At 36.2% G+C, this 14,772-nt stretch carries 14 protein-coding genes; 6 read left to right on the forward strand and 8 right to left on the reverse strand.

All coding sequences use genetic code 11. From position 1 onward, the window contains the following. Positions 1-116: 116 nt before the first annotated feature. The 3 genes from mreB to dcm form a co-directional block, all read right to left on the reverse strand. Positions 117-1,151, reverse strand: a complete 1,035-nt coding sequence (gene mreB, locus Bccel_RS26625) for a rod shape-determining protein (protein ID WP_036944918.1) — start codon at positions 1,149-1,151, stop codon at positions 117-119. Positions 1,152-1,302: 151 nt separating this feature from the next. Further along, positions 1,303-1,566: a sporulation transcriptional regulator SpoIIID gene (gene spoIIID / locus Bccel_RS26630; protein ID WP_036944919.1), complete on the reverse strand. Its 264-nt coding sequence runs from the start codon at positions 1,564-1,566 to the stop codon at positions 1,303-1,305. A 161-nt stretch (positions 1,567-1,727) separates the two neighbouring features. Further along, positions 1,728-2,720, reverse strand: a complete 993-nt coding sequence (dcm, locus tag Bccel_RS26635) for a DNA (cytosine-5-)-methyltransferase (protein ID WP_036944920.1) — start codon at positions 2,718-2,720, stop codon at positions 1,728-1,730. 213 nt (positions 2,721-2,933) lie between these two features. Here dcm and Bccel_RS26640 point away from each other — a divergent pair, with 213 nt between their 5' ends. From Bccel_RS26640 to Bccel_RS26655, 4 genes are read left to right on the forward strand one after another with little or no spacing between them, the layout of a single operon-like run. After that, positions 2,934-3,884: a sugar ABC transporter substrate-binding protein gene (locus Bccel_RS26640; RefSeq protein ID WP_036944921.1), complete on the forward strand. Its 951-nt coding sequence runs from the start codon at positions 2,934-2,936 to the stop codon at positions 3,882-3,884. Between the two features lie 13 nt (positions 3,885-3,897). Further along, positions 3,898-5,340 (forward strand): sensor histidine kinase, encoded by a 1,443-nt coding sequence (locus tag Bccel_RS26645; protein ID WP_036944923.1) that lies wholly within the window; start codon positions 3,898-3,900, stop codon positions 5,338-5,340. Positions 5,341-5,346: 6 nt separating this feature from the next. Then, positions 5,347-6,954: a response regulator gene (locus Bccel_RS26650; RefSeq protein WP_036944924.1), complete on the forward strand. Its 1,608-nt coding sequence runs from the start codon at positions 5,347-5,349 to the stop codon at positions 6,952-6,954. Between the two features lies 1 nt (position 6,955). Then, complete coding sequence (locus tag Bccel_RS26655; protein WP_036944925.1) at positions 6,956-8,002, forward strand: sugar ABC transporter substrate-binding protein; 1,047 nt, start codon at positions 6,956-6,958, stop codon at positions 8,000-8,002. A gap of 340 nt (positions 8,003-8,342) precedes the next feature. Here Bccel_RS26655 and Bccel_RS26660 read toward each other — a convergent pair whose 3' ends face one another. After that, on the reverse strand, positions 8,343-9,164 hold the full coding sequence (locus Bccel_RS26660) for a M23 family metallopeptidase (protein ID WP_242853185.1): 822 nt from the start codon (positions 9,162-9,164) through the stop codon (positions 8,343-8,345). Positions 9,165-9,547: 383 nt separating this feature from the next. Here Bccel_RS26660 and Bccel_RS26665 point away from each other — a divergent pair, with 383 nt between their 5' ends. Further along, positions 9,548-10,864, forward strand: coding sequence for a cellulase family glycosylhydrolase (locus tag Bccel_RS26665; RefSeq protein ID WP_050753911.1), 1,317 nt, complete (start codon positions 9,548-9,550; stop codon positions 10,862-10,864). A gap of 114 nt (positions 10,865-10,978) precedes the next feature. Here Bccel_RS26665 and Bccel_RS26670 read toward each other — a convergent pair whose 3' ends face one another. From Bccel_RS26670 to Bccel_RS32230, 3 genes are all read right to left on the reverse strand, one after another. Continuing rightward, positions 10,979-11,545 carry a dockerin type I domain-containing protein gene (locus tag Bccel_RS26670; protein ID WP_036944928.1) on the reverse strand — a complete coding sequence of 189 codons (567 nt, stop codon included), beginning with the start codon at positions 11,543-11,545 and terminating at the stop codon, positions 10,979-10,981. Positions 11,546-11,700: 155 nt separating this feature from the next. Further along, a complete protein-coding gene (locus tag Bccel_RS26675) occupies positions 11,701-12,588 on the reverse strand; it encodes a 4Fe-4S binding protein (RefSeq protein ID WP_050753912.1) in 888 nt (295 codons plus the stop codon). Then, positions 12,581-12,715, reverse strand: coding sequence for a CD1871A family CXXC motif-containing protein (locus Bccel_RS32230; RefSeq protein WP_276326171.1), 135 nt, complete (start codon positions 12,713-12,715; stop codon positions 12,581-12,583). The genes Bccel_RS26675 and Bccel_RS32230 overlap by 8 nt, the downstream gene beginning before the upstream one ends. A 282-nt stretch (positions 12,716-12,997) precedes the next feature. Between Bccel_RS32230 and Bccel_RS26680 the strand changes: the two genes are divergently transcribed. After that, a complete protein-coding gene (locus Bccel_RS26680; protein ID WP_201781981.1) occupies positions 12,998-13,474 on the forward strand; it encodes a hypothetical protein in 477 nt (158 codons plus the stop codon). Positions 13,475-13,570: 96 nt separating this feature from the next. Here the strand turns inward: Bccel_RS26680 and Bccel_RS26685 are convergent, their stop codons facing one another. Further along, complete coding sequence (locus Bccel_RS26685) at positions 13,571-14,728, reverse strand: DUF116 domain-containing protein (RefSeq protein ID WP_036944930.1); 1,158 nt, start codon at positions 14,726-14,728, stop codon at positions 13,571-13,573. Positions 14,729-14,772: the final 44 nt, after the last annotated feature.

Consider the following 14,772-nt stretch of genomic DNA (forward strand, 5'->3'; position numbering starts at 1 on the left):
TATATGATAATAATTATTGTAATCATCATTGGTCTATTGAACTCAAAGAGACAAAAAATATTCTAACACAAAAACAGAACTTGTGCAAGCATTATTTTCCTAAATTCTAATAAATCTTACCTTCTTAATGCCTTGTTTTCTGCGTTGGCACTTTCTTCAATTGCTTCAAAATTGTCCAACGCTTTTCCTGTACCTAATGCAACACATGAGATTGCATCATCAGCTATCAGAACATTGATACCTGTTTTCTCCTGTAGAAGCTTGTCCAACCCGTAAATAAGGCTGCCTCCGCCTGTCATAACTATTCCTCTGTCACTGATATCTGCAGCTAATTCAGGTGGTGTTCTTTCAAGAACGGAGTGAACAGCTTCAACGACGCTAGAGATAGGTTCTTCAAGTGCTTCCATTATCTCTGTTGAAGTGATGGTTATAGTTTTAGGTAATCCGGATATAAGGTTACGACCTCTGATATCCATTGTTACTTCCTGAACCCTTGGATAAACAGTACCTACATTGATCTTAAGCTCTTCTGCAGTACGTTCTCCAATCATGATATTATGTTTTTTACGCATATATCTTACTATTGCCTCATCAAACTTATCACCGGCAATTTTGATGGATGAACTTACAACAGTTCCGCCAAGTGATATTACTGCGATATCTGTGGTACCACCGCCTATATCTACCACCATGCTTCCGCATGCCTTTGCTATGTCTATACCTGCTCCGATTGCTGCAGCTATAGGCTCTTCAATCAAATATGTCTTTCTTGCACCTGCTTGCATAGCTGCATCAACAACAGCCCTTTTTTCTACTTCTGTGACTCCACTGGGAACACAAACCATAATTCTTGGCTTAAACAGTTTAAAAGCCTTGTTACCGCATACTTTATTTATAAAATATTTCAGCATTCTCTCAGTAATGTCATAATCAGAGATTACACCTTCCCTCAAGGGTCTTATGGCAACAATATTACCCGGCGTTCTGCCGAGCATTTTCCTAGCCTCTTCACCAACTGCAAGAAGCTTGTTTGTGTTTTTATCTATCGCAACAACGGAAGGTTCTCTCAGTACAATACCTTTACCTTTTATGTAAACCAATACGGTTGCAGTTCCCAGGTCAATACCTATATCTTGTCCGAAACCAAACAAAATGCATCTCCCTTTCAAAGTAATTTCATATTAATATTATCACACTATTTTAATATTGCAATATTTTTTAAGGAATGATTGAATAATTAGGAAAAAAATTGTGCCTGTAGAAAAAAAGGTATATTAAAATAAAAAGCCTGATACCAGGCTTTTATTCATCTTTTTTATCGTCCTGCCTGTATTTACATTTCGTTGCCTGACCGCCTCTTATATGCCTTTCAGCTTTGTTTTCCTCCAGTATGATTCGCACATCATTTGCAAGGTTATGATTTACTAATACAAGTCTCTCAGTTACATCCTTATGTACAGTACTTTTGCTAATGCCGAACTTTTTTGCTGCTGCCCTTACAGTCGCTTTGTTTTCAATAATAAAATTGGCTAGATCTACAGCACGTTCTTCGATGTACTCCTTCAATTCAGAATTCCCCCCTGTCACACCTTTTGTTGGTAGAAATATATAGCAGTGAAATCACATATGGAATTATTGGTGATAAATCCTATGGTATATTTATGCTATGAAAAGGTGATATATGAAAAGTTTTCTAAAAAATTGAAGGTAATAATTAGTCATCCTTATTAAATCGAAGAATGTGTATTTAATATTAGGCTTTGTAATTCATTCAGTTCAACAACATTTTTTAATATAGACTTTAGAACAGGTACCGCTACACTGTTACCGAACTGTTTATAAGCTTGCCCGTCTGAAACAGGTATTTTGAAGTCATCGGGAAAACCTTGGGCAAGGCAGCATTCCCGAGGTGCCAGTTTGCGAACCCTGCCATTAACAAGATAAGCACCTGTTTTTGCAGCAGCACCCCCGCCATGAGCTGATAAAGTTATGGCATGACCATACGGGCTGTAAATTCTTTCGCCCTGTCCGCCCTTGTTTATTGTACCTATACGGATTGGTTTTGCCTGATTATTATGGGACAAATTATCTGCTAAAACCATATCATCTCTTTTGATTACGTATTTGTCGGTTTTGTTATCAGGTAGAAGTATATCCTGAAGATAAATGTGGTTATTCAAGGGTTCTGGAAACTGGTATTTATTCACTCCCAAATCTTTTCTAAAGCATAACATATATACTCTTTCTCTGAACTGTGGAACACCGTAATTTCCCGCATTGAGTATCTTATAAAATACAGTGTAGCCCAAGCTGTCAAGTATGCCAAGCATATGATTGAAGGTTTTGCCCCCATCATGACGGACCAAGTTTTTTACATTTTCAAGAAATAGTAGTAAAGGCTTATGAAATTCAGTTATGCGGGCAATTTCAAAAAACAGTGTACCCCTTGTATCTTCGAAACCTTTCTGCTTGCCGCTTATGCTGAAAGCCTGGCATGGAAAACCTCCACACAGTATGTCATGAGAGGGTATCTCATGACTCTTTATTTTGGTAATATCACCAGAAGGTTTTTCACCATAATTTGCTTCATACGTAATGCAGGCCTGTTCATCTATTTCTGATGAAAACACACATTTGCCGCCATAGTGATCCATAGCCAGCCTGAAACCTCCAATGCCTGCAAACAGATCTATAAATTTTAAATTATTAAACTTCTTCATTATGATTCTCCGTGTAAATATTCAGTTATTTTATAAATTAATATTTATTATACATTACCGCAAAATTTTATACGATACAATCTTACATTCCGTGATTCAATATTTTTACTGGATACTGAAAATTACATATATCAGGTATTGATTTTATTTTAATATAGTAGTTAAATATATATTAAAGCGATGGGGTTATTAGTAATTTATGGGAGAAACATTATGGCAAAAAGGTATAAAGTTTTAATGATTATGGTGGTATTAGCTGCAATTACTATATCTGGAGTAATCCTATATTCAATAAAAGCTGGAAGAAAAGATCAACCCATAAATTTCAAATATACCTTTGCGTTTATTCCGCACCAGAAGTATGATCCTTACTGGGTAGAAGTAAGGAAGGGTGTTGAAGATGTAGCAAGGAAAGAAAACATTTCGTTGCAGGTTATGGAAAGTGATTGGGTAAATGAGAAAGCTCAACTGGACTTTTTCAATATAGCGATTTTGTCAAAGGTTGATGGAATAATTGCACACTCTTATGACAAGCCACAGTTTACCGATGTTATTAATAAAGCCCAGAGTGAGGGTATACCAGTTATCACTATTGATTCGGATTCACCCTTGAGCAGCAGGAGTGCTTATATTGGAATAGACTATAATTATGCAGGAAGAAGAGCAGCAGAAGCACTTATGAAAAGTCTTAGAGGAAAAGCTCATGTAGCTGTTCTGTTACCGAATACAGGAAATGATGCGAGAATAAAGGCCTTCCAGGAAGAGGTACATTCCGCTGGTCATGTCATAGATACTATTGAAAAGACAGATTCAAATATACTTGGTGCCAGGGGAATAATTAGAAGGATATTTAGAGAATACCCTGATATTAATTATGTTTTCTGCACGGATTATAATGATACAATAGGGGTTGCCAGAGAGATTGTAGATCTAAATAAGTCAGAGAAGATTAAAATAATAGGTTTTGAATGTATGTTAAAGGATGGGATTGATTCTGAGATGCAAACATATATAGATACAGGTACAATTTTAGCAAATATGGTCCAAAATCCCTATTATATAGGAAGAAATGCAATGATTAAAATGATTAATCATAAAAAAGGGAACAAGGATGGGCCGTTGGAAGCAGGTTATGATTTGGTTTTTACAAAGTTTTCGGAATAACGAGGAGTAAAAAATGTTCAGCAAAATAAGAACTAAGTTGGTAGTTTTTTTTATAGCTCTGATTTTAGCGATGAGTGTGGTTAATTATTTAGTATACCTTCAATATTCTTCCTTTGTGCATAATCTGAAGTCATTGGATAATATTATGGAGGATATTAACAAAACCCAATCCGACCTTGCGAATGATATCGTACTAACACGATTTGTACCTAGAAGTTTTGATTCACAGGTTAGTTCAAACAAGCTTATAAATGATATAGACAGTGCATTATATCTTAACCTTATGGATCCATCGGAATATGCTACCTATAGAAGCATCCAGGAAATGGTTAAGTCATATACCGATGAGGCAACGAAAGCAGTACATGCAAAAACAGGCCGGAACCCCGAAAAATCCCTTATGCATTTCAAAAATTCTGAAAAAATTGCAGGTTATATGAAGGAGCGAATTAATTATCTTGTTTCTTCATACAGGGTGGGTCTTGTACAAAAGATGCAGAACCAGTATATTATAGTTATAACACTATTTGCCACGGCTTTTATCAGCTTGTTTTTTTCAATTGCTTTTTCCGGAAGGATAACCAGGCATATAAAGAATCTAACAAAGGTTGCTCAAATTGTATCAAAGGGCAAATTTGACATTGAGGAAATCCCTATAACAGGAAAAGATGAAATAAGTATTCTTACATCAGCATTCAATAAGATGATTTCAAATATTAAAAAGCTAATTTCTGAAATAAAGGAAAAGGCTGAGGTCGAAAAAAAACTAAAACAAAAGGAAGTTGAAAATTTGGAAATCAGTAACCTTCTTAAGGAAGCTGAGCTAAGGGCGTTGCAATCACAGATTAACCCTCACTTTCTATTTAACACCCTTGGGTGTGTTGCACATACTGCTTTAAAGGAAGAAGCAGATAAAACGTATGACCTTATTATGTCGGTAGCTGACTTGTTTCGCTACAATCTCTCAAGATCACATAGGTATGGTACATTGAGAGATGAAATTAATAATATAAAAGAGTATATACATATTCAAAAGGCTAGGTTTAAAGACAAGTTTGAATTTGAAATCCAAGTTGAAGATGACAGCCTTTTAGATATTACCATACCATGTTTAAGTATCCAGCCTATTGTTGAAAACTCTTTCCTGCACGGTATAGAAAAGAAGGAAGGGCATGGAGTCATTAAAATCAGTATATTTAAAGCTAAAAAAGATATTGTTGTAGAAATTTGGGACACTGGCGTAGGCATCAGCGAGAAAAGGATTCAGGAGATTATTTCGGATGATCCGCTTCCTGATTCCATCACATCAGCAGCAGGCCATACAACCAGCCTGGGCTTAAAAAATGTAATAAAGCGATTGAAATTGTTTTATCAGAGATCGGATGTAATTGAAATTAAAAGCAAGGTAGGAGAAAGTACAAGTGTTATTCTTTATCTTCCTGCAGAAATGGAGTGATGCGATATGTATAAAATGATAATCGCAGATGACGAGGCTTTTGTGAGAGATACTTTTAAGATGGTGGTAAATAAGCATTTCCCGCAAGTTAGAGTTGTAGCTGAAGCCGAAACCGGAAGAGAAGCTATTGAAATGGCTTCAGAATTTAATCCCAACCTTATGATTATGGATGTTAAAATGCCTGGCATTAATGGACTGCAGGCTATATATGAGATTAAGAAAATAAATTCTGAAACCAGGTTTATAGTATTGACAGCATATGATCACTTCAAATATGCCAGGGAGGCTTTGAGCCTCTCAGTTGATGAATATATACTAAAGCCTGCAAGAAGGGAAAAAATCATAGAGGCTGTAAGCAAGGTGCTGAAAACTATTGAAGAGTTAAGAAGCAAGAAGGACCAGGAATTAGAATTAAAGGAAAAGCTAAGCAATGTACTTCCTGCAATGGAAAGTGAGTTTGCACTATCGATGATTTTTGGTGATACTGAGAGAATAAATCAGATGAACTATCCCAAGCTATTAGGCAGAACATTCGAGGCGGGATATTCAATGGTCTTGGATTTTAATATCCATGATAGCAAGAATAAGGATATTATAAAAGGCTTGCTTAATTCAAAGGTTAGAGATTTTCTTACCATGTTTTTTAATGCCAGAGTTAGCTATTGTATTATCAGTCCGGTCTTTTCAAACAGGGTTGCAGTATTTTTTCCGGAGGATATGGCTTATGATATTGATGAAATAGGTGCCATTTCCATAGATTTGGCAAGAAGCCTGGTTAAGAAAATACAGGAAGAGTTTGGCACAAGTCCTTTTATTGGCGTTGGAGGCATTCATAAGGGGATTGACGGCCTTATTGAATCTTATAATGAAGCCAACCTTGCTGTTTCTTCAAAAAAACAGGCTGTTAGCTGTGTTGACGATATAGAATACATAAAAGTAGATGCATCATATTCTTTTAAGCTTGAACGCCAGCTTTGTGAAAAAGTAAGACAATTTGATAAGGACGAAGCAATAGAGACATTCAAAGAACTGTATTTTTCTATAAATCCATGGGAAACTCAGAATATCACCAATAAAATGTGTGAGCTTATGGTAGTTTTGGCACGCATTTTGCTGGATTTTGATATGGAAAGTACAGCTAATAAATTCTTCGATGATATGGAAAAAAAGCATCTGATGATGTTTGATTCAAAGCAGGAAATATGCGAGTGGTGTATTTCAAAGATACTACAGCTTGTAAACTACTTAGCGGATTCTAAATCTATCAACACAGAGGATGATATAATTATAAGTGCTGCGAGATTTATTGAAGCAAACTATATGCATGAAATTACATTGGAAGATGTGGCAAAAGCTGTTAATGTAAGCCCGTATTACCTAAGCAAGTTATTTAAAAGTCAGATGAGTCAGAATTTTATTGATTTTCTCACTGATTTGAGGGTAGATGCTGCTAAAAAGAAGATACCTGATTCCAATATGAGCATAAAAGAAATATGCTATGAGGTAGGTTATAATGATCCGAATTATTTTACAAGGGTATTCAAAAAAGTTACAGGTCAGACACCGCTAGAATACAGGCAGGCAAATAAATCAGCAGGCAATGAGGGAAAATGATATGAAATGCATAAAATACTGCACAGCTGTAGCTTATTTTATCATCATAGGCATGATTACTCTAAATTTTAGCGGTTGTGCTCCTGATAAAAGAAAAGATGAAAAGGATATCAAACTTGGATTTCTGGTAGATGCATTGTGGGAAGAAAGATGGAAAAGGGATATGGATCTGTTTACTGAAAATGCCAAGGCTTATGGTGCTAATGTGTATGCAAAGTCTGCCAGCGGCCAAAACGAATTGCAGATAAAAATGGCCATGGAGATGATCAGGGAAGGCCTTGATGTTTTGGTAGTAGTTCCAAGCAGCAGTAAATCAGCAAAATCCATAGTTGATTTGGCCCATAAAAAAGGTGTCAAGGTCATTGCATATGATAGAATGATCCGTGATTGCAAGCTGGATTACTATGTATCATTTGACAGTAGGAAGGTTGGAGAAATTCAGGCTGAATACCTGGTTAAAAAGTATCCAAAGGGTAATTATGTTCTGGTGGGAGGATCTGAGGAGGATGATAATGCTAAACTTTTATGGGAAGGTCAGCATAAGGTATTAGATCCTTATATAAAACGGGGAGATATTAAAGTTGTATTGGAAAAATGGACTGAAGACTGGAATCCTATAGTTGCCTATGATAATGTAAATCGTGCTCTAAAGGAGAATAGGAATAATATTACAGCAATTTTAGCATCCAATGACGGCTGTGCAAGGACCGCCTTCCAGGCTTTGTCTGAACATAAGCTTGCAGGAAAGGTTGGTCTTACAGGTCAGGATGCGGATATAGCAGCATGCCAGAGAATAGTTGAGGGAACTCAGTCAATGACAGTATATAAACCCATAAAAAAGTTAGCTTCAAAGGCTGCAGAGATTGCAGTAATGCTTGCAAAGGGAAAAGAGGCTCCTGTCAATACAAAACTTAATAATGGCTTTTGTGATGTCCCATCATTTCTGATAGATCCTGCTTGTGTTGACAAATTCAATATAGATGAGGTTGTCATTGATGATGGATGGCAAAAAAAGAGTGAGGTTTATCTCAATGCAATCGATTATTAACGAATTTCTACTCTTGATATAACTATATATTATGTATATGAAAAGTGATTAATCTTAGTAATATTTTAGTCATTCCTTAAATAATACTTTTTATATTTGAAGGGAAAGTTCATTCTTAGGCATGATCAAAAAATAACTTCCACTATAAATCTTGCTCATGTGTTGACTTAGGCATGTTGAAAATATAACTTCCCGTATAATTTCGCTATCATGTTAACTTAACTCGTGAACACACGCTAAAAACGGGAAGTAATATTTCAATCATGCCTTAACTCGTCAAAACTCGCGTAGAAAGCGGAAGTAATTTTTAAAGCATACTTTAATCAATACTAATCCAAGCCTACTCTTTTGGTAAGTAGCTTGAAGGGTTTACCGGTTTATCGTTTTTAAGTACTTCAAAGTGAAGATGTGGCTGTTCTGCTGATTCAAATACAGCAGTATTTCCAACGCATCCTATTATATCTCCAATACTGACTTTTTGGTTTGTAGCTACCATATTACTGCTTGCAAGGTTAGCATAAACAGTTTTAAGACCGTTGGAGTGATCTAGAACAACAGTGATACCGTATTTCGGATCATCTTTTATTTCACACACATAACCATCTGCCGTGGCTTTTACTGCGGAGCCTTTTTCACATGCAATTTCTACGTACTTGTGGGTTTGCCACTGTTCAAGGGTTTTTGAATATACAGGCTTATCGCTTGAGTATCCAACACATATTTGTCCGAACACAGGCATTATCATATCTGTGATTTCTGCTATGTTTTTTCCTGAAGCAGGTTTGGCAACACTTTTACCGCTTTTGTTTGTTGGCTTGTTCGTTGGTTTTGCACTGACAGCAGGCGTCACTTTGGGTGTTGCACTTGGAACTATTTTAGTAGGGGTTGCAGCCTGTGATTTGTTATCTTCGTCACTTTTATTAGGCACAAGCTTTTCCGGACTCTTTCCAAGAATGCTGGAAGCAGGGTTGTTAATTTCGTCAGGTATTACACCTTGAACACTATTATTTGAATTTCCTAGCTGATCTTTACCCATCGTCAGGTAAATAGTGGCACCTACAATACAGATACATAAAGTCAGAACGACATAAAACAATCTTTTATCAAGAAAGTTCAGTATTTTTTTTCTTGTTAACTTTTTCTCGGGGAATAACTTTTTCATATTCACAATATCCACCTCCATACTTTATTGTTACCTACACAAGGAACAATATACATCAAAATAAAAATTTACTAATTTTAATTTCTGGGTTATAATAAAGTTACAAGAAGCAAAAATAATGTTACAAATGAAAGGAGTTGATTATGTAATAAGTTAATACTTAAGTGTTATTCCGGTGTTTTATTTATTGTAAGTTATAAAGTTTTATTTATATAATATTTAAATTCAATTCTCTATATATGTTCAATGCATTTAATTTCTAATTTTATTTCTCCAATTGTGATATTAAGTTTTATATGAAAGTAATTTATGGATACCGAAATGTAAAACTAATTGTCGGAGTGTATTTCAATTCAAATTATTTATGGAAGGGGAAAATTTTAATGAAAAAGGGAAAAGGTTTTAGGAAGTGTGGTCTGTCACTTCTGCTTGTAATGACACTTATAACATCTGCATTAATAGCTGCCATACCAATGAGAGTATCTGCAGGCGGAGATGTTGTATCTGGAAATGGAAGGCTTAAAGTGGTTGGAACTCAGCTGTGCAACGAGGCAGGTCAGCCTATTCAGCTTAAAGGTGTCAGCTCGGCAGGTCTCCAGTATTATGGGGAATATATGAATATAAACAGTATCAAATGGCTTAGGGATGACTGGGGCATTACGGTAATCAGAGCTGCTATGTACACAGCTGAGAAGGGCTATATAACAAATACGTCTTATAAGGAAAAGGTAAAGGAAATAGTAAATGCCGCAACTGAGCTCGGAATATATGTAATTATTGACTGGCATATACTTTCCGATGGGGATCCGAACATGTACAAGACACAAGCCAAGGAGTTCTTTGCAGAGATGTCAAGTTTATACAAGGACCACAAGAATGTTATTTATGAAATTTGTAACGAACCAAATAAGGTTCAGTGGTCATCAAGTATAAAGCCATATGCAAATGAAGTAATCCCGGTAATAAGGGCAAATGATCCTGAAAGTGTTATATTGGTCGGAACAGGTACTTGGAGTCAGGACGTTGATCAAGCAGCTAATGATCCACTGAATTTTAAAAACATACAATATGTTTGTCACTTTTATGCAGGAACGCATGGACAGTATCTTAGGGACAAGATAAATACCGCTTTAAGCAAGGGATGCGGAGTGTTTGTATCTGAGTGGGGAACAAGCCTTGCATCTGGTACAGGAGGAGTGTTTGTAAATGAAACTAAGACTTGGATTGATTTTTTAAACAGTAAAAAGATAAGTTGGGTTAACTGGTCCCTTTGCACAAAAGCCGAAACTTCTGCAATATTAAATGCAGGTGCAAGCACACAAGGCGGATGGAACAGCAATAATCTGACCCAGTCCGGTAACTTGGTAAAATCCCTCATGGGAGGCGGAATTCCATCAACTATTCCATCAAATACACCGACACCCACCAACACACCTACAAAGATACCTACAATTACGCCCACAGTTACACCTACAAGAGTACCGACCAATACACCTCCACCTTCATCAAACGCAGTAGTTGAAGATATAAATGGTGACAAGGCAGTAAATATGGCAGATGCCATTCTTATTGCGGGCTGCTTCAATGCGACTACGACAAGCAACAAGTATAACACAAAATGCGATTTGAATAATGATGGAGTTATAAATATGACTGATGTAATTATGTTAGCAGTTAAGTTTAATTATACATACAGGTAAGAATTAAAAGAAAAGCGGGTACCGGTAAGATGGACGGTATCCGCTTTGTTATGGAATATATGTAAATGAGTGGAGTGACTTGTCAAAACTCAGGTCTAATATTCCGATGACTCCTTAATATGCCTTATATTCAGGATAATCATTTACCGTTGCACCAAAATGGCGGGCAATAATCATAACATCTGCCATGTTTACAGATTTGTCCTTGTTAAAGTCAGATACTATATTTTGATCGGAAGCTGTATAAGACATATTAAAAGACGAAGACATAAGTATGATATCAGCAATATTGATTCTTTTATCCCCATTAATATCTCCAGCCCACATTTCAATAGGATTTTTTGCTTTACCTATGGGCAGCTCTACATGACGGCTAAGGTATCCTTCTTTATGTATTGTAAATGGTGACAATCCATTTGTACTATTAGGAGCGAAAAGAATACCCTTATCATTAATTGCATTCATGGCACCATCAATATAAAAGCCTTTAAGGACTTCATTATTTGCAAAATCAAAATCAGGTTTGATACTAGCCTCGCATATTCCCGGCAAAAGAGTGGGGCGAACAGTTGGTATTGGTGTAGACTGTCCGTCAGCAGCAAAGGATAAAAAGCAGCTAAATGATATTAAGCTGCACAAAATAATAACGGAAATTACATAACAAGCTGTTTTTTTGAACATAATTAATTACCTCCTCCTAAGATATATATTAAAAATGTTAATAGGCTTATCACTTTTAATAACTATTTAGTGTTCAAAGAGTAAAACATGATTAACGGTATAGTTTAATAATACACCAAAATACTGCTGATGTAAACGGTGTATTACACATTTTTTTATATATTATAACTATTTTTATTTGAAGGAGTGAAATTATCAGGCTTTGGGCCAAGCTCACGATTTCCCAAATAGGATTTTATGGCACCCTGAGGGCAGTTTTTCTTACAATCGCCACAGCGTATACACTCAAGCCCATTTGGCCTTTCATAGATGGTATGATCCACTGGACATATGCTTTTGCATTTTCCGCAGCGAGTGCATTTAGATGGAGATACTTCCATTCTGTAAAAGCTGATTTTATTGAATATGGAATAAATGGCACCTAAAGGACATAAAACTCTACAGAATGGCCTTTTGGCCGCCATGGACAAAACAATAACTCCTATGAGTATTACCATTTTCCAGCCGAACAGAAGTCCAAGGGTTGACCTGATTCCTTCTTTAGCTATAGCAAGAGGAATTCCGGCTTCCAAGGTACCAACCGGACAAATAAGCTTGCAGAAGTATGGAGAATCCAGTGCCAAATCAAAGCTTACATAGAGTGCTGGAAGTAAAATTACAGTTACAAATAGTATTACATACTTGAGCTTCTCAAACAGTTTGAGAATTCCAATTTTTTTGAAAGGAACTTTATAAAGAAGCTCCTGGAAAAACCCAAATGGGCAAATCCAACCGCAAACAGCTCTTCCAACGAGAGTTCCGATAAGAATCAATATCCCTGCAATATACATGGAAAATTTATATTTTATATCAAGAGCTATAGCTTGCATTGATCCTATTGGGCATGAGCCTAGTGCTCCCGGGCATGAATAGCAGTTTAATCCGGGAAAGCAAAGCTTTTTAAGATTTCCATTATAAATTGTACCTTCTAAAAATCCTTTTATGTAAGAGTTACCTAATAAGAATGAGGTAATCTGAATGCAGTATCTTTTAATTTTAACCAATTCCTATACACTCCAGACATATTAAAATGGCCTTGCGAAATACTTGCTTCATCTCGCCTGATGAGATGCCATAAGCAATAAATGTTATTGATATTATAAGAAGGCTTATTCTTATAAGCTTTTTCATATACAATCTCCTGCTTTATTGAAAGGATAATAATATTTTAGCTCAACTTTTTTATTTTGTCTGTATAAAAATTTTTGAAGCCATTAAGGTATATCAAATTTATGTTAATTAAGGCATAAATGAAAAATTACTTCCGCTTTTGAGCGGGTGTTGATGAGTTAAGTCAACACATGAGCCAAATTTATAGCGGAAGTATTTTTTGATCATGACTAAAGTAATTTGTTGTAAATTGTCATATTATGTTGTAAAATTATATTGTATATATTTTTATGGAGGGTTAAAATGAGCGATTTTAACACAAACTTTGAGCCAGATTCATCAGATGGCTTCACCACAGGCATCAACATGGTACCGGAAGTAAGAAGCAATATTTTTCTAGGCTTCATAGGAGGCCTTGCTTCTTCAATTATTGGAGCAGGATTATGGGCAGGGATAACTATTTTAACAGGTTATCAGATTGGTTTTATGGCAATAGGAGTAGGCTTTTTAGTTGGAATGTGTATAAGAGTTCTGGGTAAAGGCAACACACTTGCTTATGGAGTAATGGGTGCGGTTTTTGCTTTACTTGGCTGTATGCTTGGGAATATTCTATCGATGTATGGAGTATATGCCAAAGAGCTACATGTTACAATAGGTGAGGCATACAATCAATTGATAGGCCCTATTGATATTCTTAAAGAGACATTTCAGGTAATGGATTTATTATTTTACGGATTGGCTGTATATGAAGGTTTCAAATTTTCTATTTTCAATAGATAAGCAAAACTGATTTTGTTAATGTTAAGGAAATTTCTAAGGGATGATATATTATTAAAAGATCAATAACTTTTAATAATATATCATCCCTTTTATACTTCACGGGTCGAGGAGTATTTTTTCCATATACCTTTCATTTATCTCGGTGGGAAGTCCTTCCTGGTGCCAGTGCTTTTTACAGCCGCAGTAGTCAAGCAATACGCACTGGGCAGCTATACCTACTTCTTTGAGCATCAATCCGCCTGATACCAGATTTAAAACGCATGCGATTCCGATTATTCCTACATCTTCCTTTATGGTAGAGTCTTTTTTCCAGCTTGAGTAAAGTGATGATTCGTGAGGAATTATCAATACTTGAAAGCCAAGTTTATGGCCTAAAGTTTTTAACTTGTTTACGCTGCAATCCTTCATACAACCTATGCAGCTAAGACCGCTTCCATATGGCTTTGCCTGACATTTGTCCCTTGAGATACACATGCATGCCGGAACTACTGCGAGCTTTTTATCGGTATGCTGAAATGCTTTTTTAAAAGCTCTATTCATTATTTCTGCCCCAACCATATTAAGGTGGTACTCGACCCTTCGCCTGCCGCAGAAGATCACATCTTCATTCCAATAGCGTGAAGGGCGTATTTCGTTTAGATACCTGTCCACATTCGGTGTATATTTTCCCAAAAACTCATCACTCTTATCTTCAAACCAGTCAGCAAAAGCTATAGAAGAAGCAAGTATATTGACAGCATCTTCCTTAGGTTTAATTTCAATATATTTGTGCCACTTGGTAAGTCTTGCTACTTCATATTTGAATTCCCCGGTGGCTTCAAGCCAATTGAGCAATATTTCAAGGTGTTTGACTGCAGGAGATAGGGTAAACATGTTATCATAAAGATCAGGCGAAAGAAATATGGTAGATAAAAAACCCCGAACGGCATCAATGCTTGGCTTTAACAAGCCGCCCTTCTGCCTAAGGCTTACAAGAGTTGACAGGATATGCTGAGGACCTTTTTCCAGCTCCAGGGCATCGCCGCTGTACACCTTCCACAGCACGCCAAGAATCAGCAGCTCAAAGAAATATTCTTCCTTTGAAGTATTATCATGCGGGCTTATAGCCTTTATATATGATGAATATTCATCTGTATAAGCCCCTAAGAATTCCTGGGCTTTACCCAAGACCTCATTGGTAAAGAGGGCAATATCAAAATAATAATCATCAGAATTGTTTTTATTATCTCTTAAAGAATATGTTATTGTATACATTCTTGTACTCCCCAAAATTATATATGTATTTTTTGAAATGCCCT

Origin of the sequence: Pseudobacteroides cellulosolvens ATCC 35603 = DSM 2933 (assembly GCF_001262605.1) — a bacterium.
GTDB lineage: Bacteria > Bacillota > Clostridia > Acetivibrionales > DSM-2933 > Pseudobacteroides > Pseudobacteroides cellulosolvens.

Bases quoted from the DNA above. Each gene is read 5' to 3' on its own strand.
- Bccel_RS32230 (WP_276326171.1), bottom strand. From the start codon at position 12,715: ATGAAAAAGCTTATAAGAATAAGCCTTCTTATAATATCAATAACATTT.
- Bccel_RS26680 (WP_201781981.1), top strand. From the start codon at position 12,998: ATGAGCGATTTTAACACAAACTTTGAGCCAGATTCATCAGATGGCTTC.
- Bccel_RS26665 (WP_050753911.1), top strand. From the start codon at position 9,548: ATGAAAAAGGGAAAAGGTTTTAGGAAGTGTGGTCTGTCACTTCTGCTT.
- Bccel_RS26655 (WP_036944925.1), top strand. From the start codon at position 6,956: ATGAAATGCATAAAATACTGCACAGCTGTAGCTTATTTTATCATCATA.
- Bccel_RS26685 (WP_036944930.1), bottom strand. From the start codon at position 14,728: ATGTATACAATAACATATTCTTTAAGAGATAATAAAAACAATTCTGAT.
- Bccel_RS26650 (WP_036944924.1), top strand. From the start codon at position 5,347: ATGTATAAAATGATAATCGCAGATGACGAGGCTTTTGTGAGAGATACT.
- Bccel_RS26645 (WP_036944923.1), top strand. From the start codon at position 3,898: ATGTTCAGCAAAATAAGAACTAAGTTGGTAGTTTTTTTTATAGCTCTG.
- Bccel_RS26670 (WP_036944928.1), bottom strand. From the start codon at position 11,545: ATGTTCAAAAAAACAGCTTGTTATGTAATTTCCGTTATTATTTTGTGC.
- Bccel_RS26660 (WP_242853185.1), bottom strand. From the start codon at position 9,164: ATGAAAAAGTTATTCCCCGAGAAAAAGTTAACAAGAAAAAAAATACTG.
- dcm (WP_036944920.1), bottom strand. From the start codon at position 2,720: ATGAAGAAGTTTAATAATTTAAAATTTATAGATCTGTTTGCAGGCATT.
- Bccel_RS26640 (WP_036944921.1), top strand. From the start codon at position 2,934: ATGGCAAAAAGGTATAAAGTTTTAATGATTATGGTGGTATTAGCTGCA.